Here is a 23,367-nt window from a genome sequence, read left to right on the forward strand (position 1 = left end):
TTATTTAATAAAATAATCCCCATCAAAACTGATTAAAGAATATTTCCTTTCATTGCCTATGCTTTGGGTTAATTCTTCTATGCTTAAAAAACTTAGCGTATCAGCTTCTACATATTCACGCACTTCTTCAGTATTTTTATTTGCGCTGATAAGTTCTTCAAAAGTTGGAGTATCTATGCCATAAGTATCAGGAAATTTGATCTCAGGACAAGCTATGGCAAGATGGATTTTGCTCGCTCCTGCAGCACGAAGTAAAGAAATTATTTTTTTAGAAGTAGTGCCACGCACCAAGCTATCATCAATGACTACAATTTCTTTGCCTTCTAAAACTTTACGCATAGGGTTAAGCTTTAGTTTTACTTTTAAATTTCTAAGCTCTTGAGTTGGCTCTATAAAGGTTCTTCCTACATAATGATTTCTTACTATTGCCATTTCAAGAGGGATTTGTAAATATTGCGCAAAACCTATAGCTGCACTTACTCCACTATCTGGCACAGGCACGACAAAGTCTGCTTTATAAACAAATTTTTTAGCTAAAGCTTCGCCCATTTTTTTACGCACTTCATACACGCTTTTGCCTTCTACTATGCTATCAGGTCTAGCAAAATAAATGTATTCAAAAGCACAAATTCTAGGAGTTTGAGAAAAAAGTTCTATACTTTCAAATTTATCATTTCCTTGAGTAAAAATAAGCATTTCCCCTGGTTTAACATCACGAATAAATTCAGCCTCTATAAGATCAAAAGCACAAGTTTCACTAGCAACTATATAGCCTCCATCTTTTAAACGTCCTAAAGATAAAGGACGTACTCCATGAGGATCTCTTACAACATAAAGTTTATCTTTGCTTGCTAAAACAAAACAATAAGCCCCTATACATTCTTTTAAACTCTCAATAAATCTATCTTTTAAGCTTTCTTGCTTACTTCTTGCGATAAGATGGACAAGATTTTCTGTATCCATATTGGTTTGAAAAATAGCCCCATCTTGAATAAGTCTTGATCTTACTTCTTCTTTATTAACTAAATTTCCATTATGCGCTAAAGCAATATCACCTAAAACCGAAGTAGCTGCTATGGGCTGAGCGTCATTTAAACTTGAATTTCCTGCTGTAGAATAGCGATTATGCCCTATAGCGATTTCACCTTCTAAAGTTTTTAGATTATCAGGATTAAAAATTTGACTCACTTCACCTTTAGCTTTAATAGTCTTAATATTTTTACCATTACTCACACTAATACCACTTGCCTCTTGCCCACGGTGTTGCATAGCAAAAAGTGCATAATACGCATAAGTGCTAGCATTTTTTGAATTGATAACTCCTACAACTGCACACATTTTAAATTCCTAAAAAATCATTGATTGAATACATTTTTGCTTCTTGCTTACTAAGCCAAATAGCGATTTTAATCGCACCTTTAGCAAAAGTCGCCCTTGAAGTAGCGGTATGATTAAGTTCTAAAAATTCCCCATCTTCATAAAAACCTACTGTATGGCGTCCTACTATATCGCCACCCCTTAAACTCATCACAGAAATTTCATCTTTGCTTCTTTCACCTATAATGCCATCTCTTCCACTTACTCTTACTTTTTCAAGTTCTAAATTTCTAGCTTTTGCTACACTTTGGGCTAAAGTCATAGCCGTACCACTTGGTGCATCTTTTTTATGGCGATGATGCATTTCTAAAATTTCTATATCAAAATTTCTTAGCATTTGACTGGCTTTACTAGCAAGATAGTTTAAAACTGCAACACCTAAAGACATATTGGTCGCATAAAAAATCGGCATCACTTCACTAGCACTTTGCATCAAATGTAAAATTTTCTCATCAAGTCCTGTTGTACCTATTACCAAAGGTTTAGGCATAGTTCTTGCATAATTTAAAAGCTCATGAGTTCCACTTGGGGAAGAAAAATCAATAATCACATCGCTTTTTTCAAAAAGCTCTTCTAAATTTCCACCCTTATTATAAAGTATCGAAATTTGTGCTTGCGTTTCGCTTTTTAAACATTCTTCAATCTGTTTTCCCATGCGTCCTTTAGCGCCATAAATTCCTATTTTAATCATCTTTTTCCTTGAAAATAAAATATTGATTTTAGCATTTATTTTGTAAATTTTAAATAATAAAATTAAGCTTTATAATTTTTTAATTTATATAAATTATCTAACAATTTTGCTTCTTTTCCTAAGCCCTTGCTATGATAAAATTTTAAATTTTTACTAAGATATTTTTGCTCTACCCAGCCACCAAAATCATGTGGATAAAGATAGTTTTGTTTTTCTTGATGATTGTTGTTAAGATAATTAGGTATTTCTAAAGCTTCATTGTTTTTTACATAGCTTAAAGCTTCATTGATAGCTTTGTAGCTTGCATTAGATTTGATTGTGCTTGCTAAATAAACTATGCATTGGGCTAGGATAATTCTTGCTTCAGGATAACCTATATTTTTAACAGCTTCTAGAGTCGAAACTGCTAAATTTAAAGCATTTGGATCGGCATTTCCGACATCTTCACTTGAAAAAATCACCAAACGCCTAGCGATAAAATCTGCACTTTCTCCTGCATCAATAAGTCTTGCAAGATAATAAATAGCTGCATCAACGTCACTTCCGCGTAAACTTTTTATCATTGCACTTGCTAAAATATAATGTGTATCTTTTGAGCTAACACCTTCACTATTTATGGTGTTGCGAAGTTTTTTAAGATTTTCAAGACTGATATGTTTTTCATCTAAAACCAAGACAAATTCAAGCAAATTTAGCATAGCTCTTGCATCAGCACTTTTAAGTAGAAAATCTTTAGCTTCTTTATCAATACTAAATTTCATTTTTTCCTGTACGCGTAAGAGTAAAGTTTCAAGTTCCTTTGCCCCTAAAGATTTAAATTCAAAAAGCATGGAACGACTTCTTATACCAGAACTTAAAACAAAATAGGGATTTTCAGTGCTTGCACCAATTAAAATTAAACGGTAATTTTCCATAGGAATTAAAAGCATTTCTTGTTGGGTTTTGCTAAGGCGGTGAATTTCATCAATAAAAATTAAAGGCTTATAAAGACTATTTTTATAATTATCTAAAATTTTTCTTAGTTCTTCGAGTTTAAAATTTCCTCCATCAAATTCATAAAAATCTAAGCCAAATTCTTTTGCTACAACTCTAGCAAAAGTTGTTTTTCCAGAACCTGCTGTTCCAAAAAAAATACTATGAGGAAGTTTTTGTAAAGCAGTAAATTTTTTGAAAATTTCTATAAGCTCATATTGTCCTAAAATATCATCAAAATTTTCAGGGCGAAAGGTCAAAGCTAGGCTCATTAATTTAAATCCATATTTGAAAATTCACTACCATTAATTTTTAGTTGAGGATTGGCCAAGCTATCATAAGATAAATTTAGAAAAAAGTTATTATTTTCTTTTAAAAAATATTGATTTAAACCTCCATAATCCTTTGTCCAAGGAAAAATTTCATCAGGCTCGTCTGAACTGATAACTTGTAATTTTGCTTGATAAGAGTTGTTAATATTTAAATTGCCTTGTAAACTGATATTTTGTTTATTTTTTTCAAGGATTAAATTTTGTATTTTTAGATCAAGATTTTTTTGAATAAAATGAGAGATATTGAAATTTGAATTAAAAAATTTGTTTATGGTTATATTAAATTTTGTTTTGTCAAAATTCAAATTCTGACCCAATAAAGATTTAAGATCAATTTCATTGGATTTTCCTTGTATGTTTAAGTTTACTGCTGAATTTTCTTCATTAAAATTTACTTGGTTTTTGCTGTAAAAAGAATTGATTTTATTGTTATCTAGCACAAGATAATCAAAGTTGATCTCTTGTTGGCTATCGCTAAATAAATTTAACTCATAAAATTGTACAGGATTGTTAAAAAATTGTTCGTAATTTAAATTTTGTAATACAAATTTAGTATAAAATTGAGAAAAATCAATCATATCAAAATGTATTTTCATGTTTTTAATTTCTAAATTTTTATTCATTAAAACTTCAATATATCCGCCGTTTATGATGGTATCTCCGCCTTCATTGCTTAAATTTATATCTTTAATATTTAGAAATATTTTAGAGTTATTATCGTGTAATTTGAGAGTAAAAGTTCCTAATTTATTGTTTTTTAACACTTCATCTAAAAAATCAAAAGGATTTGTAAAATTTCCTTTTATAATTTTATTTAACAAAAAATAATTATTAAATTTAAGGTCGATTTTGGTTGAAAGCTGTGTATGAGAGTGATTTAAAGTAAAACTTCCCTTAGAAGTTAAAAAACCTTTTTTGAAGTAAATATCTGTAATTGTATAATCAGGATTGCTATTTTTAATAAATTTATTAAATAAAAGTTCGTTAGTGTATCCTATATAAAATATATGAATAATAAAACCTAATATAAAACAAAAAACAATAAAAATCCATTTTTTCATTATTTGCCTTGGATGAAAATATAAGTGTTATTTTATAAATTGCTTGTTAAAAAAGAGTTTAAATTTTTATTTAAGAGTAATGAAGTAGTTTAGCAAAGAATGATTTTTATAAATCCCTTGTTAAGGGATTTATATTAATAAGCTTTTTTATAACATTGAATTTCAATTTTTCTAGCTACTGGAATAGCCTGAGTATTTGGCGTAGCAGGTGTTCCATAAGAAATTTTACTTTCTAAAAAATTTCCAACCTGTAAATCTTTAAAAGTTCCATCTTTATCTGTTCCAAAAATACCACAATCATCCATTTCTATTTCGGTATTTGGTAGAACTTTTATAGCCATTTGTCCGCCATAAATAGAGTCAATAAGCAAGGTTTTATTGTTATCATAAATTTGTGCAATAGTACCTTCAAGTTTTAGACTATCTGCAAAAAGCATTGAGCTAGCTAAAAGTGCTGATGTAAATAAAATACTTTTTTTCATAATTATTTCTCCTTGTAATGTAAAGTGATAACATTATAAACTTTTTAAGTGAAGTGAATGTGAAGTTAAAATTTTGACTTTTTAGTTTTGATAATATTATGCAACTTATTATATTTTGACTATCGTTACTTCTAGTTGTAAATTTAAAAGAGTGAATACTTTATCAAAAATAATTAAAAATTATTTTTTATTCTTGTTTAAAATAGTTACATTAGAAAATATATTTTTTCCAAAAAGCTATAAATTTAAACACATATAAGTTGGACTTAAAATATCCATTTTATTATTGAATAAAAATGATACAAAAGGATAGGATATGGAATTTTTTTTAGCTTTATTGGGTTTTTTCTCATTAGGATTGATAGTTTGGCTTTTGCTAAAAGATTATACTACTCCGGCATTAGCTTTTATAAGTGTAAGTATTAGCGTAGCTTGTATTTTACTTATTCTTGAACAGCTTGGTTTTGGCGTGGGTGCAGCTTTAGGGGTTAAAGGAGGTGTTTTTGATATTAAAACATTGGTTGCTTTTATTAAAGATGGAGTCAAAAGCGTAACGGATACGGCAGCTTTGTTTGTTTTTTCTATACTCTTTTTTAGTGTTTTAAATGCAAGTGGTTTTTTTACTAAAATTTTAAATGCGTTTTTATCAAAAATGAAAGCTAATGTATATCAAGTTTGCATTCTTACTGTTTTTATTACTGCTGCTGTACATTTAGATGGTTCAGGTGCTTCTACTTTTCTTATTGTAATACCTGCATTATTACCTATTTATGAGCGCCTAGGTATAAGAAAGACTTCAATGTTATTGATTATTACTTCGGCTATGGGGGTTATGAATGTTATTCCTTGGGGTGGTCCTACTCTAAGAGCGGCTACTAATATAGGAATGGATGCAAATTTGCTTTGGCACCATATTATACCTATTCAGATTGTAGGTTTGGTATTATCCCTTCTTTTGGCAATTTGGATTGCTAAGATAGAAATAAAAAGAGGTGCAGGCGCAGGTAACTTGTCTGGAATAAATTTAAATATAGAAAAAAGCGAACACCATAATGAAAAATGGTTTTGGTTAAATTTACTTGTAGCTATTGGGGTTATTGGGCTTTTAATTAGTGGTATTTTTCCTAGTTATATTTGCTTTATGATAGGACTTGCAATAATTTTACCGCTTAATTATCCTAATTTAAAAATAGCTAAAAAAGTTTTAGATCGTGCAAGTGCTGGTGCAATGCTTATGTATATTACTTTAATTGGTGCTGGGATATTAATAGGTGTATTTGATAAAAGTGGTATTATGGAGAAAATGGGTGTTTTGATTTTAAATTTTGTTCCAGATTATTTAGGTGCTTATATTCCTTTGATGGTAGGGATATTGGCTGTTCCAATGGCAATTATTTTTTGTACAGATTCTTATTTTTATGGAGTGATGCCTATAGTTTTGAGTGTAACTAAGGCTTTTGGCGCTGAACCTTTGACTATAGCTATTATCATGGTGATAGCAAGAAATTGTGCGACATTTATTTCTCCTGTTGTGCCTGCAACTTTGCTAGGTTGCGGTTTAGCAGAGGTTAATATTAAAGATCATATCAAAAGAAGCTTTTTTTATATATGGGGTATAAGTATTATTTGCTTGATTTTTGCTGAGGTAGCTGGGATAATATAATTAAAATAAAAGAACTTTTAATTTTTCAATGATTGGTTCATTGTTTTATGATATTTTTGAGTCAAAAATTTATAAAAATATAAGCGTTTTTTTGTATTATTTTATTTTGCTTTAGAGAAAAATTATAAATTTAAACTTATAAGAATATTTTTTAAGTTGAAAGTAAATTTTAAAACGGAGAAATGATGTACAAAAAACAAAATTTACCAGAACTTACCTTAAGGGGTTTGATTTTGGGAAGTATTTTAACTATTATTTTTACAGCTTCAAATGTATATTTGGGGTTAAAAGTGGGACTTACTTTTTCATCATCAATTCCAGCTGTGGTCATCTCCATGGCGGTTTTGAGTCTTTTTAAGACTTCAAATATTTTAGAAAATAATATGGTTCAAACTCAAGCTTCAGCAGCAGGAACTTTATCATCAGTTATTTTTGTTATCCCAGGGCTTTTTATGTGTGGGTATTGGAGTGAATTTCCACTTTGGCAAACTTTTATGATATGTCTTTGTGGTGGCGGACTTGGAGTGCTTTTTACTATACCATTAAGAAGGGCTATGGTGGTTGAAAGCAAACTTGCTTATCCTGAGGGTAGAGCCGCAGCTGAAATTTTAAAAGTAGCCAATAAAGATCAGAGTAATAAAAAAGGAAAACAAGGCATTAAAGAAATAGCATTAGGCTCTTTTATAGCTGCTATTTTTAGTTTATTAAGCAATGGTTTTAAACTCGCCGCAAGTGAGAGTAATTTTGCTTTTATTTGGAATAAAATGGCTTTTGGTTTTTCTATGGGATATTCTTTGGCACTTTTAGGAGCAGGTTATTTAGTTGGTTTAGCAGGTGCTATAGCTCTTTTTGTAGGTATGTTTTTAGCTTGGGGTATTTTTACTCCCTATCTTTCAAATTTTGAATTCGATAGTGCAAAAAATGCCGTAGATTTAGCTTCTAGTGTATGGAGTTCTAAAGTAAGGCTTATAGGAACAGGAGCTATTGCTATAGCAGCGCTTTGGACTTTAATAGAACTTTTAAAACCCGTTATTGAAGGTATTAAAGAAATTGTTAAAAATGTTAAAATTACTAATCAAGAAAAAAATGAAAGAACAAATATAGACCTTTCTTTAAAAAGTATTTTTATACTTTTTGTTTTAATGGTTGTGGGTTTATTTATTACTTTTTATAGTTTTGTTGAAGATGCTAACTTAAGTATTTATTATCAAATGCTATTTTCATTTGTTGGAACTTTAGTTTCTGTTTTAATAGGTTTTTTTGTTGCAGCAGCTTGCGGATATATGGCAGGACTTGTAGGATCTTCTTCTAGTCCTATTTCTGGAATCGGACTTATTGGTGTTATTATTTCTTCTATTGTTTTTTTGGTTTTAGGTGTGGAACTTTTTCAAGATCCTATGCTTTCTAAATTTGCAGTAGCATTAGCTATTTTTACTACTAGTGTTATTTTGGCTACAGCTGCTATTTCGAATGATAATTTACAAGATTTAAAGACAGGACATTTAGTCGGAGCTACTCCTTGGAAGCAACAAGTTGCTTTACTTGTAGGCTGTGTTTTTGGTGCTTTGGCTATAGTTCCTGTTTTAAATTTGCTTTATCAAGCCTATGGTTTTGTTGGAGCAATGCCAAGAGAAGGTATGGATGCTTCATCGGCTTTAGCAGCACCGCAAGCGAATTTAATGAGTACTATCGCTCAAGGAATTTTTCATCACAATATAGAGTGGGGTTATATGGCTTTTGGTGTATTTGTAGGAATTTTAATGATTATTATAGATAAAATTTTAAGAAGAACACAGAAAATGTCTTTGCCGCCTTTAGCCGTTGGAATAGGTATTTACCTTCCGCCTGCTGTAAATATACCTTTAGTTATAGGCGGAATTTTAAAATATATTGTAATGCAATACTTGACTAAAAAATATGCAAAAAATTCTCATAAAGAAGAAAAACTTGCAAGTTGTGAGCAAAGAGGCACGCTTTTTGCTTCAGGGCTTATAGTGGGTGAAAGTATTTTTGGGGTAATTATCGCAGGAATTACTGTATTTTCAGTAAGTATGGGTGGTAGTGAAAATCCTTTAGCTTTAAATTTAACAAATTTTCATGATAGCGAGCTTTTAGCACTTATCTTTTTTGTGGGAGTTGTATTATATTTCATTAAGCGTATTGTTAAAAAAGATGCTTAATTTTTGGGGTTAAAACCCCATTTAATCCATTCTGATATAATTTTTCTTTTGTAATTATCATTCAAGGATTAAAATGGAAAATTTATATGCTTTAATACTTGGAATTATAGAAGGTCTGACTGAGTTTTTACCTGTTTCTTCAACAGGACATATGATTTTAGGTACGACTATTTTAGGTATTGATATAGATGAGCTTTGGAAAAGTTTTTTGATTATTATCCAGCTTGGTTCTATTTTGGCGGTAATTTTTGTATTTTGGCGTAAATTGTTTCAAGGGCTTGATATTTGGTTAAAACTTGCAGTGGGATTTTTTCCTACTGGAGTTATAGGGCTTTTTGTGGCAAAATACTTAAATGCTTTATTTAATGGTTGGGTTGTGGTTGGAATGTTCATTTTTGGTGGTGTTGTGCTTATTCTTATAGAACTTGCGCACAAAAATAAACAATATCGTATCAATTCTTTAGAAGAAATAAGCTTTAAACAAGCTTTTTGTATAGGTATTTTTCAATCTTTAGCCATGATTCCTGGAACTTCAAGAAGTGGAGCAAGTATTATTGGTGGACTTTTGCTAGGATTTAATAGAAAAGTTGCGGCTGAGTTTAGTTTTTTGCTTGCCATTCCAACGATGATTATTGCTACAGCTTATAGTATTTATAAAGAGCCTGAATTACTGAGTAACGCAAATTCTTTAATTCCTTTAGGCATAGGTTTTATCACTGCTTTTGTCGTTGCGGTTTTAGTTATAAAATTTTTCTTAAAATTTATTTCTAAATTTAATTTTATCCCTTTTGGAATTTATCGCATTATTTTGGGGCTTATTTTCTTTTATGTGTATTATAGTGGGATTTTAAATGCTGGAAGTGAATTTAAGCTATAAATAAATATTAAATTTATTCTAAGATTTTTTTAAAAATAAGCTGAATTTCAAAAATAATTAAGTCTTAGAAAGTTAAAATTAGAACTTTATAAACACTCACAGGGTAAGTGAGCGACAAAGGGTTAAAAATATGGAAAAAGAAGTTATTGCGTATTTGGACAATGAGACAATAATTGACTCTCAAAGTGTGAAAAATACAAATTTAAAAGAAATTTATTTTGATAATTCTAAAGAAAGTTTAGAAGTAATCCGTCATTCTTGTGCGCATTTAATGGCACAGGCGATTAAGAGTTTGTATCCTGAAGCTAAATTTTTCGTTGGTCCTGTTATAGAAGATGGATTTTATTATGATTTTCGTGTAGAAAGTAAGATTGGCGAAGAAGATTTAGTAAAAATTGAAAAAAAGATGAAAGAACTTGCTGAAGCAAAGATTGAAATTTCAAAATATGAAATCACAAAAAGCGAAGCTTTGGCTAAATTTCAAAATGATGATTTAAAACAAGAAGTTTTATTGCGTATTCCTGATGGAGCTGTAAGTATTTATAAACAAGGTGAATTTGAAGATTTGTGTCGTGGTCCTCATGTGCCAAATACGAAATTTTTACGCTTTTTTAAACTCACTCGTGTTGCAGGAGCGTATTTGGGTGGCGATGAAAAAAGAGAAATGCTTACTCGAATTTATGGAACCGCTTTTGCAGATAAGGAAAGTTTAAAAGAGTATTTAACTATTATTGAAGAAGCTAAAAAACGCGATCATAGAAAGCTTGGAACAGAACTTAAGCTTTTTACTTTTGATGATGAGATTGGAGGAGGTCTTCCTATCTGGTTGAGTAACGGTGCAAGACTTAGATCTAAACTTGAACACATGCTTTATAAGATCCATCGTTTGCGTGGTTATGAACCTGTGCGTGGGCCTGAACTTTTAAAAGCAGATGCATGGAAAATCAGTGGGCATTATGCAAACTATAAAGAAAATATGTATTTTACACAAATTGATGAACAAGAATATGGCATTAAGCCTATGAACTGTGTGGGGCATATTAAAATTTATCAAAGTGATGTAAGAAGTTATCGTGATTTGCCTTTGAAATTTTTTGAATATGGCGTAGTGCATCGTCATGAAAAAAGTGGGGTTTTGCATGGACTTTTTAGGGTGAGAGAATTCACTCAAGATGATGCACATATTTTTTGTATGCCAAGTCAGATTAAAGAGCAGGTTTTAGAAATTTTAGCTTTTGTGGATAATTTGATGAAATTATTTGATTTTAGCTATGAGATGGAAATTTCAACTAAACCTGAAAAAGCCATAGGTAATGATGAAATTTGGGAAGTAGCAACTAAGGCTTTAAAAGAAGCTTTAGATGAACAAGGTTTAAAATACGGTATTGACGAAGGTGGTGGGGCTTTTTATGGTCCAAAGATCGATATTAAAATCACCGATGCTTTAAAAAGAAAGTGGCAATGCGGAACCATACAAGTAGATTTTAACCTGCCAAGTCGTTTTAAACTTGAATACACTGATAGTGATAATGAAAAAAAACAACCTGTAATGTTGCATCGTGCGATTTTAGGTTCTTTTGAAAGATTTATAGGAATTTTAACCGAGCATTGTGCGGGTGAGTTTCCATTTTTTATCGCACCAACTGCGGTGGGTATAGTGCCAATAGGCGAAGCACATATTGCTTACGCAAAAGAAATTCAAAAAGAATTATTAGAGCTTAATATTGATAGCGAGGTGTATGAAAAAAATGAGAGTTTAAGTAAGAAAATTCGTATCGCTGAAAAACAAAAATTACCTATGATTTTAGTTTTAGGCGATGATGAGGTGGCAAAGCGTAGCGTTGCTTTAAGAGATAGAAGAGCTAAAGAACAAAAAAATCTTAGCTTGGATGAATTTATTAAATTAGTTAAGGAGAAAATGAGTGAGGTACACTTTTGAGTAAAGAAAAAGAAGTATTGCTCAATGAAGAAATAAGAGCGGATGAAATCAGATGTGTTGGCGATGATGGCAAGGTTTATGGTATTATTAGTAGTGATGAAGCTTTAGAAATTGCAAATCGTTTAGGACTTGATCTTGTAATGATAGCTGCAGATGCTAAGCCACCTGTTTGCAAGATCATGGACTATGGTAAATTCCGTTATCAACAAGAGAAAAAACAAAAAGAAGCAAAGAAAAAACAAAAAGTGATTGATATAAAAGAAATCAAACTTTCTGTAAAAATTGCTCAAAATGATATTAATTACAAGGTAAAACATGCTTTAGAATTCTTAGAACAAGGTAAGCATGTGAGATTTCGTGTGTTCTTAAAAGGACGTGAAATGGCAACTCCTGAAGCAGGTGTAGCCTTGCTTAAAAAAATTTGGACTATGATAGAAAATGAAGCTAATCGTGACAAAGAGCCAAATTTTGAAGGTCGTTATGTAAATATGCTTGTAACTCCAAAAAAAGCTTAATCCATTTTTGTGGATAAAGCTTTTAAAGGTTTTAAATTTTGAAAGAAAATCCTTCTTTTTTAAAAGAGCAAATTATAACTTATCTTGGAAATAAAAGAGCACTTTTAAGTTTTTTAAATAAGGGCTTTAAGGTAGCTAAAAAAGAACTTGGTAAAGATAAATTTAGTTTTTGTGATATATTTAGTGGCTCAGGTGTTGTAAGTCGTTTTGCAAAAGCACACTCAAATTATATTTTAGCCAATGATTTAGAAGATTATTCAAAACTCATCAATGAGTGTTATCTTGCTAATAAAGACAAAGATTTGCTTCAAAATATAAAAAAGTATTATAAAAATTTAATCCAAAATTTAGGTTTTCAAAAAGGTTTTATCAGTGAGCTTTATGCTCCAAAAGATGATGATGATATTAAAAAAAATGAAAGGGTTTTTTATACTTTTAAAAATGCTTTATATCTTGATACTATGAGACAAAGAATTGAAAATGAAATTCCAAAAGAATTGAGACATTTCTTTATAGCCCCTTTAATTTATGAAGCTAGTGTGCATTCAAATACTAGTGGAGTTTTTAAAGGTTTTTATAAGGGTAAGGATGGTATCGGAAAATTTGGTGGCGAAGGACAAAATGCACTTAAACGCATTAAAGGAGAAATAGAGCTTAAAATGCCTATTTTTTCAAATTTTTCTTGTGAATTTGAAGTGATGCAAAAGGATGCAAGCATGCTTGCAAAAGAACTTGATTTTTTTGATGTGGTTTATCTTGATCCTCCTTATAATCAACATCCTTATAGTTCTAATTATTTTATGTTAAATTTAATCGCAAATTATAAAAAACCTGAAGAAATTTCTAAAATCAGTGGCATTCCAAAAGATTGGAATCGTAGTACTTTTAATAAGTCAAAATTTGCCCAAGACGCTTTATTTGAACTCATTAATGATTTAAAAGCAAGAGTGATTTTACTTTCTTATAATTGTGAAGGTTTTGTAAAAAAAGAAATTTTTTTAAAGCGTTTAAGTACTCTTGGAAAATGTCGGATTTTAGAACAAAAATATAATACTTTTAGAGCTTCTCGCAATCTTAAAAATCGTAATATCCATCTTCATGAACAACTTTATATTTTAGTTAAAAATTAAATTCTTGTTGCTAAAATTATTTTTTATTTTGCATGATTAAATTAATTTTATTTTTTCAGATGTTTTGATTTTCGAGCAATAAAGATAAGGTTGAAGAGAATAATAGTTAAAATTTTTAACTTTTTTTGTTTATAATACTTCCTTTTACATTTAAAGGATAAAGATGAAAATAAAAGTTGGGATTTTAGGAGCGAGTGGTTATGCAGGTAATGAGCTTGTACGCATTTTGCTTAATCATCCCAAAGTTGAAATTTCTTATTTAGGTTCGAGTTCTAGCGTGGGACAAAATTATCAAGATCTTTATCCTAATACCCCTTTAAATTTATGTTTTGAAAATAAAAATTTAGATGAACTTGAACTTGATCTTTTGTTTTTGGCTACTCCGCATGAATTTAGCGCTAAGCTTTTAAATGAGAATTTGTTAAAAAAGATGAAAATCATTGATTTAAGTGCAGATTTTCGTCTTAAAAATCCTAAAGATTATGAGCTTTGGTATAAATTCACTCATCCTAATCAAGAGCTTTTGCAAAATGCAGTTTATGGACTTTGCGAGCTTTATAAAGAAGAGATAAAAAAAGCAAGTTTAGTGGCAAATCCAGGTTGTTATACCACTTGTTCGATCTTAAGTCTTTATCCGCTTTTTAAAGAAAGAATTATCGATTTTAACTCAGTTATTATTGATGCAAAAAGTGGAGTAAGTGGAGCAGGAAGAAGTGCAAAGGTGGAAAATCTTTTTTGTGAAGTTAATGAAAATATCAAAGCTTATGGTTTGGCTTCACACCGTCATACTCCTGAAATTGAAGAACATTTAAGCTATGCAGCCAAAGAGAAAATCACTTTACAATTTACCCCTCATCTTGTACCTATGCAAAGAGGAATTTTAATCAGTGCTTATGCAAATTTAAAAGAGAATTTGCAAGAACAAGATATACGCGATATTTATACAAAATACTATCAAAACAATAAATTCATAAGGCTTTTACCGCCGCAGTCGTTTCCGCAGACTCGGTGGGTTAAATCAAGCAATTTTGCGGATATTAATGTTAGTATAGATCAACGCACAAGGCGTGTTATTGTGCTTGGTGCTATTGATAATTTAATCAAAGGTGCAGCAGGACAAGCTGTTCAAAATATGAATTTAATGTTTGATTTTGATGAAGATGAAGGACTTAAATTCTTTGCAAATTTGTAAAGGATAAAAATGTTAATACGAGCTATGCAAAAAAGCGATTATGAAGTCGTTTATAAGCTTTGGTGCGAGATAAAAGGCTTTGGGATAAGAAGTATTGATGATAGCAAAGAAAATATAGAAAATTTTTTAGATAGAAACCCAAATCTTAGCGTTGTAGCAGTGATTGATGAAGAAATTGTAGGAAGTATACTTTGCGGGCATGATGGACGTACAGGGGGATTTTATCATGTATGTGTACATAAAGATCATAGAAAAAAGGGTATAGCACACGAGATGACGAAATTTTGTCTTGAGGCTTTAAAAGCTCAAAAGATCAATAAAATCGCCTTAATCGCTTTTAAAAACAATGATTTGGGCAATGAGTTTTGGAAACATTATGGTTTTACTTTAAGAGAAGATGCGAATTATTACGATCTTTCTTTAAATGAGTATAATCAAACTAGCTTTAATGCTTAAGGAATGATCATGCAAAAATATTTAGAAAAAGCTAATGTCTTAATCGAAGCTTTGCCTTATATACGCAAGTTTAATTCCAAGATTATACTTATAAAATACGGTGGATCAGCTATGGAAAATGAAGAGCTAAAGCATTGCGTGATGCAAGATATAGCTCTTTTAAAACTCGTGGGTTTAAAGCCTATCATCGTACATGGTGGAGGAAAAGATATTTCTGCTATGTGTGAAAAATTAGGCGTAAAGAGTGAGTTTAAAAACGGTCTTAGGGTTAGTGATAAAGCCACTACTGAAGTAGCCAGTATGGTTTTAAATCATATCAATAAAAATTTAGTCCATAGTTTACAAAATTTAGGAGTTAAAGCCATAGGGCTTTGTGGTAAAGATGGTGCACTTTTAGAATGTGTGAAAAAAGATGTAAATTTAGCTTTTGTTGGCACGATACAAAAGGTAAATTCGAAAATTTTAGAAGAGCTTTTGGAAAAAGATTTTTTACCTATCATTGCTCCTATTGGTATGGATGAGGATTTTAATACTTATAATATTAACGCTGATGACGCAGCTTGTGCGATTGCTAAAGCTTTAAGGGCTGAAAAACTTGCTTTTTTAACGGATACTGCAGGGCTTTATGAGGATTTTAATGATAAAAATTCTTTAATTTCTAAAATCAGTCTTGAACAGGCTAAAATTTTAGCTCCTAAAATAGAAGGTGGTATGCATGTAAAATTAAAATCTTGCATTGATGCTTGTGAAAATGGAGTTAAAAAGGTGCATATTTTAGATGGACGCGTGAAGCATTCTTTGTTGCTTGAGTTTTTTACCGATGAAGGTATAGGCACTTTGGTGGGTTAAAGGATGAAAATGGATTATAAAGAACAAAGTCATATTATCCCTACTTATAAGCGTTTTGATATAGTTTTAGAAAAAGGGCAAGGGGTTTATCTTTTTGATGATAAGGCTAAAAAATATCTTGATTTTTCAAGTGGCATAGGTGTTTGTGCTTTAGGATATAATCATGCTAAATTTAATGCTAAAATCAAAGCTCAAGTGGATAAACTTTTACATACTAGCAATTTATATTATAATGAAAACATAGCCGCTGCAGCTAAAAATTTAGCCAAAGCTAGTGCTTTAGAGCGTGTTTTTTTTACAAATTCTGGTACAGAAAGTATAGAAGGAGCGATGAAAACAGCTAGAAAATACGCCTTTAACAAAGGTATTAAGGGTGGACAATTTATCGCTTTTAAGCATTCTTTTCATGGGCGTACTTTAGGGGCTTTATCGCTTACTGCTAATGAAAAATATCAAAAGCCTTTTAAACCTTTAATTTCAGGGGTTAAATTTGCAAAATATAATGATATTTCAAGCGTTGAAAAACTGGTAAATGAAAAAACTTGTGCCATTATCTTAGAAAGCGTACAAGGAGAAGGTGGGATAAATCCTGCAAATAAAGATTTTTACAAAGCCTTAAGAAAGCTTTGCGATGAAAAAGATATATTATTAATCGCTGATGAAATTCAATGTGGTATGGGTAGAAGTGGAAAATTTTTTGCCTATGAGCACGCACAAATTTTGCCTGATATCATGACTTCAGCTAAGGCCTTAGGCTGTGGGCTTAGTGTGGGTGCTTTTGTAATAAATCAAAAAGTAGCAAGCAATTCTTTAGAAGCGGGTGATCATGGAAGCACTTATGGGGGAAATCCTTTGGTTTGTGCAGGAATGAATGCGATTTTTGAAATTTTTAAAGAAGAAAAAATTTTAGAAAATGTCAATAAACTCACGCCTTATTTAGAGCAAAGTTTAGATGAGTTGATCAAAGAATTTGATTTTTGTAAAAAACGCAAAGGCTTAGGGTTTATGCAAGGGCTTAGTCTTGATAAAAGTATAAAAGTGTCCAAGATCATTCAAAAATGCCAAGAAAACGCACTTTTGCTGATAAGTTGTGGGGAGAATGACTTGAGATTTTTACCTCCTTTGATTTTGCAAAAAGAACATATTGATGAAATGAGTGAAAAGTTAAGAAAGGCTCTAAAGAGTTTTTAATAAATTTTGTAAAAAAGTTTATTCTTTTCCATCTACTATAGGCACAAATAAACATTCTTCTAAAATTTCTTTTTGTAAATTTGTGCCATTTTTTCTAAGGCGTGTGATGAATTGTTTGCCATTGTGTAAAATAGGAGCGACTAAAATCCCGCCATCGCTTAATTGATCGAGTAAAATTTCAGGAATTTGTGTCGCATAAGCAGAAAATAAAATTCTATCATAAGGAGCATAATTTTTCCAGCCATTTTGTCCATCATCAAATTTTACATTGATATTAAAAAGTTCTAATTCTCTGAAAGTTTGAGCGGCTTTTTTGGCTAAATTTTCTATGCGTTCTATGGTAAAAACACGTCTTATGACTTTGCTTAAAATCGCAGCTTGATAGCCGCTTCCACAACCTATCTCTAAAATACTATCAGCATTTTTAAAATCTAAAGCCATAGTCATTTTAGCTACAGTTAAAGGTGAACTAATCCATTGAGAATTTGCCAAAGGCAAAGCATCAAGGCGATAAGCATGGGCTTTTAAAGGAGAAAAAATTTCACGCGGAATTTGACAAAAAGCATTAAAAAGCTCTTCATTGATAAAAACTTTTTGTGCAATTTCTTCAGCCATATTTTGACATCTTTTTTGTTCAAATGCGTTCATTACTTCTCCTATAAATTTAAATAAAAATTGTAACTAAAAAAGTTGAAATAGAGTTAAACTTAGCTATACTTAAATAAAAAGGAAAAAAATGCTTATAAAATTTAAAAATCATAGTCCCAAACTAGGTCAAAATGTTTTTGTTGCAGAGGGGGCTAAAATCATAGGAGAAATAGAAATAGGAGATGAAAGTAGCATTTGGTTTAATTGTGTTTTAAGAGCCGATGTTAATTTTATAAAAATTGGCAAAAGAACCAATATTCAAGATCTTAGTACGGTGCATGTTTGGCATAGGGAATTTGATGAAAAAGGAAAGTTAAAAGATGCTGGTTTTCCTACAATAATAGGAGATGATGTAACCATAGGACATAATTGCGTTATCCATGCTTGTGTGATAAAAAATCGTGTTTTAATCGGAATGAATGCTGTTGTCATGGATAATGCTTTGATAGAAGAAGATAGCATAGTGGGTGCTGGAAGCGTTGTAACAAAGGGTAAAAAATTTCCGCCACGCTCTTTGATACTTGGAAATCCTGCAAAATTTGTGCGTGAATTAAACGATGAAGAAATAAGCTTTCTAAAACAATCCGCTTTAAATTATGTGGATTTTAAAAACGAGTTTTTAAAAGATCTTCAGTGATATTTTGAAGTTTAGGCGAGAGTTTTACTTCAAATTTCACAAAACGATCAAGATCTAAAAAACTCTCATCGAGTTTTGAGATTTGCTCTTTTGTATAATCTTGAATAGTATTTAAAGATGACTTTTTAAGAAGTCTTTTTTCTTTGTAGACTAATTCTAAAAGTTCTTTGCGTTCTAAATTTTCATCTTGATTTGGGTTTTCATCAAAAACATAAAGCTCATCAAAAAGGATTTTTTGTGTGTTTTTATCATAAACCCTAAAAAGCTTTTTAAAATGAGGTAGGGTTGATTTTTCGTTATTTTCGCTGATTTTGATTTTAGGTTTTATGCCTTGATCTTCTAAGGCTGCGAGTTTATAAACGCAACTAAAAATAGGATCGCTTGAAGCAGTGATCAATCTTTCGCCTACACCAAAGATATCAATAGGTGCGTTTTGTTCTTTGAGTTTTTTAATGCTCCATTCATCAAGGGCGTTAGAAACTATGATTTTACATTTTTGAAGTCCTGCTTGATCAAGTTCTTGTCTGATTTTCAAACTCAACTCAAGTAAATTTCCAGAATCTATTCTCACACCGCCTTCTTGGATACCAAATTCTTTAAAAACTTTAATTGCATTTTTAAGTCCGCTATTTAGACAATCATAAGTATCAATCAAAAAAACAGGATTTTTTGGATAAATTTTCACATAAGCTTTAAAAGCTTCAAGTTCATTTTCAAACATTTGCACCCAAGAATGTGCCATAGTTCCATTGATAGGGATATTATAAATTTTTCCTGCTAAAGTACAAGCACTTCCTATGCAACCTCCTATAAAAGCTGCTCTTGCTCCTTTTAAGGCTGCTTCACTTCCTTGTGCTCTACGTGAACCAAATTCTAAAATTTTACTGTTTTTAGCTGCACGCACGATACGATTGGTTTTGGTAGCAATAAGGCTTTGGTGGTTTAAACTTAAAAGTAAAAAAGTTTCTAAAAGCTGTGCTTCTATGGTTGTAGCTTTAATACATAGCAAAGGTTCGTTTGGAAAAATCACTTCTCCTTCACGCATAGCATAAATTTCACCTTTAAATTTAAAGTTAGCTAAAAAATCTAAAAATTCTGTATCAAAAATACCTTGTTTTCTTAAAAATTCTATATCTTCTGCATCAAAACTCAAATTTTCAACAAAGTCTAAAATATCTTCAAGACCTGCAAAAATAGCAAAAGATCCTGAATCTGGAATTTTTCTAAAAAATATATCAAAATAACAAATTTGATCTTTTTTATTGTTTTTGAAATAGCCTTGAGACATTGTAAATTCATAAAAATCACAAAGTAAGGCTAAAGAAGTTTTAGAAGTCATCAAAGCTTATACTACCCTTAGAATAATTCGTTACTTTACTTTCAAAGAAATTGCTCTTTTGATCGTTAAATTTTGAAAAATCATCTACCCATTTAATAGGATGTTTTGCATTGTATAGCTTGTCTAAATTGATTGCGCTTAATCTTTGATCTACAAGATAATGGATATATTCTTCTATGATATCATCAGTAAAGCCCATGATTTGATTTTGAGTGATGTATTTACCCCATTTGATCTCAAGATCTCCAGCTTTTTTAAACATATCATAAATTTTATTGATATTTTCATCATGGAACAAATCAGGTCTTTCTTTGCGTACTGAATTGATCATATTTTGAAATAATAAAAGATGCGTGATTTCATCTCTTTGGATAAAGCGGATCATTTGTGCTGAACCTAGCATTTTTCCTGCACGTGCAAGTGCGTAAATAGCAGTAAAACCACTATAAAAATATACTCCTTCTAAAATTTGATTTGCCACCATAGCCAAAAGAAGTTTATTATCATCTACATCGCCTGCTAATTCTTCATAAATGCTTGAAATAAAGTCATTTTTTTCACGCAAAGTTTCATCATGCTTTTCCATTTCATAAATCAAATCTGTATTATCGCAAATCGCTTCTACCATAACAGCGTAAGATTTTGAATGGTTTGCCTCTTCATAAGCTTGGCGTGCTAAAACCGCATTGATTTCAGGAGCTGTGATATAAGGGTTGATATTATCTGCTAAATTATTGGTTTGAAAACTATCCATAGAAATAAGCTGACTCCAAACTAAATCATACATTCTTTTTTCACCTGTGGTTAAATTACAGCGATAATCAAGTGCATCTTTAGTTGTATCCACTTCTTTTGGAAACCAAGTATTTGCCTCCATTAAATCCCAAAGTTTTAAAGCCCAAGTATATTTTGCCTTAGTGAAATTTAAAATTCCATGTGGGTTACCATCAAAAACTTTACGATCTCCTAGGGTTTCGTTTGAGCTTGGATTGTAAATTCTTTTTCTTTGCATTTTTTAACCTTTCTTTATGCTTTGGTGGCTATACAACTTTGAGTTAAAATATCATGTAAATTTAAACGATCTTTTCTTACAAAACTGACAAATAAACCAAAGAGTAAGCCAAAACTTATAATAAATATCACATATCTTAGTAAAATTCTAAGAAAACTTAGTTTCTTTCCCGTTTTTATATCAATAAGATATAAATCATATGCTTTAAGACCTGGGCTTTGTGCCTTTTTTGTTAAAAAAATAGCTTGAATCAAACCAAATAAAAAAGTACATAAAGTTGTGATAAAATGGTTGTTTAAAAAAGCTTCTTTAGAGCCTAATATAAAATAAAATAAATATAAAATAGGAACATAAATAAGAAAAATATCTATAAGCAAAGCTCTAAATCTTAACCATCTAGAGCTAATTTTTGCTTTAGTTTTCATTTAATTTCCACGACTTCCTGGTTTTATGGCTTTGCTCCCTTTTTTACAAAACGGACAATTTGTTTCATCATAAATTTCAAATTCAAAATTTCCTAGAGTAAAGAGTGGTAAATTTTCAGGTAATTTCGCATTATCTTTTCTTGGAGATTTTAGATTTTCTACCGCACAAAAACCACGATTTGCTAATGCTGCAAAACCTACAACAATGCCACCTAAACTTTTAATGATTTTTGCACTCTCTAAAGCACTACCACCTGTAGTAATGATATCTTCACAAATTATAAATTTTTCACCCTTTTTTACTTCAAAACCACGTCTTAGAGTCATTTCTTTATTTACTCTTTCAGTAAAGATAAAACGTTTACTACAAGCTCTTGCAAGCTCATAACCTGCTAAAATTCCACCTAAAGCAGGAGAGCAAATGCTATCAAATTCTATCTTATAGCTTGCAATAATCTTTGCAAGTTCATCACAAAGTTTTGCTGCTAATTTTGGATCCTCTAAAACTTTTGCACTTTGAAGATAAAACTGTGAATGTTTACCTGAACTTAGTAAAAAATGCCCTTCTAAATAAGCACCACAATCTTTATAAATTTGCTCTAAATTCATCGTTAAACCTTTAAAAGTTCACTTTCTTTGCTTTTTACACTCTCATCAATTTTTATTGTGTAGGCGTTGGTAAGTTTTTGCACTTCATCATAAGCTTTTTTTGCTTCATCTTCGCTTATTGCCTTATCTTTTTCTAGTTTTTTAACTGCATCGTTGGCATCTTTGCGTATATTTCTTATAGAAACTTTTGCCTTTTCACCCATAGCTTTAGCTTGTTTTACATTTTCTTCTCTTTGCTCTCTAGTCATCGGAGGGAAAAATAATTTTACACTTTCGCCATCATTGTTTGGATTGACACCGATATTTGCAGCTGCAATAGCGCTTTCTATGGTTTTTAGTAAAGGTTTTTCCCAAGGAGTGATGCTAATAGTTGAAGCATCGCTTGCTAAAACAGTTGCTACTTGATTTAAAGGAGTTTGAGTTCCATAATAATCCACTGTAATATGATCTAAAATATGGGTATTAACTTTTCCAGTTCTTAAAGTGGTGAAGTCTTTTTTTAAGGCTTCTAAAGATTTTTCACTTTGGGTTTTTTGTTTGTTAAAAATTTCACTTAGCATTATCATTTCCTTTAATTATTTACTTGAATTAACATCGCTTGGAAGTTGTGGTGCACTTGGAGCGATAGAATTTGTGTTTGGGGTAGCAGGTGCAATAGGAGCACTTGGAATAGTAGTGTTGTTTTCTACTTTAATTTTTTCTGCTAGAGAGTCCTTGCTAGCTTTATTGTATAAATAACCAAGACCAATAGTATTTGCAATAAGTAAAATTCCCATAATAAAGGTAAATTTTGCTAAAAATCCAGCCGGTCCTTTGGCGCCAAATAAACTTTCATTGCTTCCACTATAAGCTCCAAGTCCTATACTTGAACTTTTTTGAAGTAAAACTGCTATACAAATAACTACAACGATGATAAATTGTAAAATGATTAAAAGAGTGATCATTGAAAATTCCTAAAAGTTAATTTTTAAATGATTATTTTAGCTAAATAAAACTTGAAAAGTTTTGAAACTTGATAAGTTTTTGTGGGAAAAATCCCACAAAAACTTATCTGCTATTGAAGCTTCTTAAGATATTAAGTAAAGATACGAAAAGATTAACAAAATCAAGATAAAGTGCTACTGCACCTTCGATTGGAGTTTCATAATTTCCGCGGATAATATTTTGCGTATCATAAAGAATGTAAAATGAAAATAATATTGCAGCTACTGCTGAAATAGCTAGATTAACTATACTGCTTTGGAAGAAAAGGTTTAGTAAAGATGCTGCTACAATAACGATTAATACTATAAATAAAGCTTTGCCCATAACAGTAAAATCTTTTTTTGTATTCATAGCAAATACACTAAGTCCTGCAAAAGCAACCGTTGTTAAAGCAAAAGCTTGAGCGATGATAATTCCTCCAGCTGGTAGAGCTAAAACTGAAATAAGTAAAGGTGTAAGCGTTAAACCTGAGCAGAAAGTAAAACCAAAAAGTAAAACAAGATTTAATGGAGCCTCTCTTTTTTTCCATTGCAAAGCAAATAAAAGTCCGATTTCAACAGCAAAAAGGATCCAAAAAGTTACTTGTGATTGTATAAAAAATGATGCTAAAGCAAAAATTCCTACATATGCACCTACTGTTGCAGCTAATAATGAAGCAGCAAAAAGTTGATAAGTTTGTTTAATAAAAATACTTAATTCGCTTGAGCGTGTATTTTCAAATTCTTTTGATCTTGAGTAGTCTCTATCATAAAGACTCATAAAATTCTCCTTGCAAAATTGTTAGATTTTTTAAAATCTTAAGCGAA

The 23,367-nt window shown here is 30.8% G+C and carries 24 protein-coding genes; 11 read left to right on the top strand and 13 right to left on the bottom strand.

Annotated elements, in window-relative coordinates:
* From purF to AJ936_RS06505, 5 genes are all read right to left on the bottom strand, one after another.
* Positions 1 to 1,338, bottom strand: a complete 1,338-nt coding sequence (gene purF / locus AJ936_RS06485) for an amidophosphoribosyltransferase (protein WP_002880935.1) — start codon at positions 1,336 to 1,338, stop codon at positions 1 to 3.
* 1 nt (position 1,339) lies between these two features.
* Positions 1,340 to 2,068 carry a 4-hydroxy-tetrahydrodipicolinate reductase gene (gene dapB / locus AJ936_RS06490; protein WP_002880934.1) on the bottom strand — a complete coding sequence of 243 codons (729 nt, stop codon included), beginning with the start codon at positions 2,066 to 2,068 and terminating at the stop codon, positions 1,340 to 1,342.
* 62 nt (positions 2,069 to 2,130) lie between these two features.
* On the bottom strand, positions 2,131 to 3,312 hold the full coding sequence (locus AJ936_RS06495; protein WP_070274221.1) for a replication-associated recombination protein A: 1,182 nt from the start codon (positions 3,310 to 3,312) through the stop codon (positions 2,131 to 2,133).
* A complete protein-coding gene (locus AJ936_RS06500; protein ID WP_002880932.1) occupies positions 3,312 to 4,433 on the bottom strand; it encodes a hypothetical protein in 1,122 nt (373 codons plus the stop codon). The genes AJ936_RS06495 and AJ936_RS06500 overlap by 1 nt, the downstream gene beginning before the upstream one ends.
* A gap of 134 nt (positions 4,434 to 4,567) precedes the next feature.
* The gene (locus tag AJ936_RS06505; RefSeq protein ID WP_002861010.1) at positions 4,568 to 4,915 is read right to left on the bottom strand and encodes a hypothetical protein; all 348 of its coding nucleotides are present in this window, start codon (positions 4,913 to 4,915) and stop codon (positions 4,568 to 4,570) included.
* Between the two features lie 316 nt (positions 4,916 to 5,231).
* Between AJ936_RS06505 and AJ936_RS06510 the strand changes: the two genes are divergently transcribed.
* From AJ936_RS06510 to AJ936_RS06555, 10 genes are all read left to right on the top strand, one after another.
* Positions 5,232 to 6,578 carry a CitMHS family transporter gene (locus AJ936_RS06510; RefSeq protein ID WP_002880928.1) on the top strand — a complete coding sequence of 449 codons (1,347 nt, stop codon included), beginning with the start codon at positions 5,232 to 5,234 and terminating at the stop codon, positions 6,576 to 6,578.
* Between the two features lie 182 nt (positions 6,579 to 6,760).
* Positions 6,761 to 8,758, top strand: coding sequence for an OPT family oligopeptide transporter (locus AJ936_RS06515; protein ID WP_079861675.1), 1,998 nt, complete (start codon positions 6,761 to 6,763; stop codon positions 8,756 to 8,758).
* Between the two features lie 73 nt (positions 8,759 to 8,831).
* Positions 8,832 to 9,635 (top strand): undecaprenyl-diphosphate phosphatase, encoded by an 804-nt coding sequence (locus AJ936_RS06520; RefSeq protein WP_070274223.1) that lies wholly within the window; start codon positions 8,832 to 8,834, stop codon positions 9,633 to 9,635.
* 130 nt (positions 9,636 to 9,765) lie between these two features.
* Positions 9,766 to 11,574: a threonine--tRNA ligase gene (gene thrS / locus AJ936_RS06525; RefSeq protein ID WP_070243084.1), complete on the top strand. Its 1,809-nt coding sequence runs from the start codon at positions 9,766 to 9,768 to the stop codon at positions 11,572 to 11,574.
* Positions 11,571 to 12,089 carry a translation initiation factor IF-3 gene (gene infC / locus AJ936_RS06530; protein ID WP_070243085.1) on the top strand — a complete coding sequence of 173 codons (519 nt, stop codon included), beginning with the start codon at positions 11,571 to 11,573 and terminating at the stop codon, positions 12,087 to 12,089. The genes thrS and infC overlap by 4 nt, the downstream gene beginning before the upstream one ends.
* Positions 12,090 to 12,127: 38 nt before the next feature.
* Positions 12,128 to 13,219: a DNA adenine methylase gene (locus AJ936_RS06535; RefSeq protein ID WP_070243087.1), complete on the top strand. Its 1,092-nt coding sequence runs from the start codon at positions 12,128 to 12,130 to the stop codon at positions 13,217 to 13,219.
* 163 nt (positions 13,220 to 13,382) lie between these two features.
* A complete protein-coding gene (argC, locus tag AJ936_RS06540; protein WP_044778733.1) occupies positions 13,383 to 14,411 on the top strand; it encodes an N-acetyl-gamma-glutamyl-phosphate reductase in 1,029 nt (342 codons plus the stop codon).
* Between the two features lie 9 nt (positions 14,412 to 14,420).
* Positions 14,421 to 14,867: a GNAT family N-acetyltransferase gene (locus tag AJ936_RS06545; protein WP_044778734.1), complete on the top strand. Its 447-nt coding sequence runs from the start codon at positions 14,421 to 14,423 to the stop codon at positions 14,865 to 14,867.
* 3 nt (positions 14,868 to 14,870) lie between these two features.
* Positions 14,871 to 15,716, top strand: a complete 846-nt coding sequence (gene argB, locus AJ936_RS06550; protein ID WP_072223576.1) for an acetylglutamate kinase — start codon at positions 14,871 to 14,873, stop codon at positions 15,714 to 15,716.
* 3 nt (positions 15,717 to 15,719) lie between these two features.
* Positions 15,720 to 16,907 (top strand): aspartate aminotransferase family protein, encoded by a 1,188-nt coding sequence (locus tag AJ936_RS06555; protein ID WP_074486872.1) that lies wholly within the window; start codon positions 15,720 to 15,722, stop codon positions 16,905 to 16,907.
* A gap of 18 nt (positions 16,908 to 16,925) precedes the next feature.
* Here the strand turns inward: AJ936_RS06555 and AJ936_RS06560 are convergent, their stop codons facing one another.
* Complete coding sequence (locus AJ936_RS06560; protein WP_002861021.1) at positions 16,926 to 17,555, bottom strand: protein-L-isoaspartate(D-aspartate) O-methyltransferase; 630 nt, start codon at positions 17,553 to 17,555, stop codon at positions 16,926 to 16,928.
* An 88-nt stretch (positions 17,556 to 17,643) separates the two neighbouring features.
* Between AJ936_RS06560 and AJ936_RS06565 the strand changes: the two genes are divergently transcribed.
* Positions 17,644 to 18,192 carry a gamma carbonic anhydrase family protein gene (locus AJ936_RS06565; protein WP_002861022.1) on the top strand — a complete coding sequence of 183 codons (549 nt, stop codon included), beginning with the start codon at positions 17,644 to 17,646 and terminating at the stop codon, positions 18,190 to 18,192.
* Here the strand turns inward: AJ936_RS06565 and AJ936_RS06570 are convergent.
* From AJ936_RS06570 to AJ936_RS06600, 7 genes are all read right to left on the bottom strand, one after another.
* Complete coding sequence (locus AJ936_RS06570) at positions 18,161 to 19,534, bottom strand: nicotinate phosphoribosyltransferase (protein ID WP_072223578.1); 1,374 nt, start codon at positions 19,532 to 19,534, stop codon at positions 18,161 to 18,163. The two genes, AJ936_RS06565 and AJ936_RS06570, sit on opposite strands and share 32 nt — an antisense overlap.
* On the bottom strand, positions 19,521 to 20,543 hold the full coding sequence (locus tag AJ936_RS06575; protein ID WP_002870660.1) for a ribonucleotide-diphosphate reductase subunit beta: 1,023 nt from the start codon (positions 20,541 to 20,543) through the stop codon (positions 19,521 to 19,523). The genes AJ936_RS06570 and AJ936_RS06575 overlap by 14 nt, the downstream gene beginning before the upstream one ends.
* Positions 20,544 to 20,557: 14 nt before the next feature.
* Positions 20,558 to 20,968 (bottom strand): RDD family protein, encoded by a 411-nt coding sequence (locus AJ936_RS06580; RefSeq protein ID WP_002870659.1) that lies wholly within the window; start codon positions 20,966 to 20,968, stop codon positions 20,558 to 20,560.
* Complete coding sequence (gene pyrE, locus AJ936_RS06585) at positions 20,969 to 21,577, bottom strand: orotate phosphoribosyltransferase (protein WP_070274224.1); 609 nt, start codon at positions 21,575 to 21,577, stop codon at positions 20,969 to 20,971. It lies immediately after the preceding gene.
* 2 nt (positions 21,578 to 21,579) lie between these two features.
* Positions 21,580 to 22,143 (bottom strand): ribosome recycling factor, encoded by a 564-nt coding sequence (frr, locus tag AJ936_RS06590; protein WP_079264242.1) that lies wholly within the window; start codon positions 22,141 to 22,143, stop codon positions 21,580 to 21,582.
* Between the two features lie 9 nt (positions 22,144 to 22,152).
* A complete protein-coding gene (gene secG, locus AJ936_RS06595; RefSeq protein ID WP_002870657.1) occupies positions 22,153 to 22,521 on the bottom strand; it encodes a preprotein translocase subunit SecG in 369 nt (122 codons plus the stop codon).
* Positions 22,522 to 22,624: 103 nt separating this feature from the next.
* A complete protein-coding gene (locus AJ936_RS06600) occupies positions 22,625 to 23,320 on the bottom strand; it encodes a Bax inhibitor-1/YccA family protein (protein WP_002851668.1) in 696 nt (231 codons plus the stop codon).
* Positions 23,321 to 23,367 lie beyond the last annotated feature (47 nt).

This window comes from Campylobacter sp. BCW_6877, from assembly GCF_001762445.1.
Classification (GTDB): domain Bacteria; phylum Campylobacterota; class Campylobacteria; order Campylobacterales; family Campylobacteraceae; genus Campylobacter_D; species Campylobacter_D jejuni.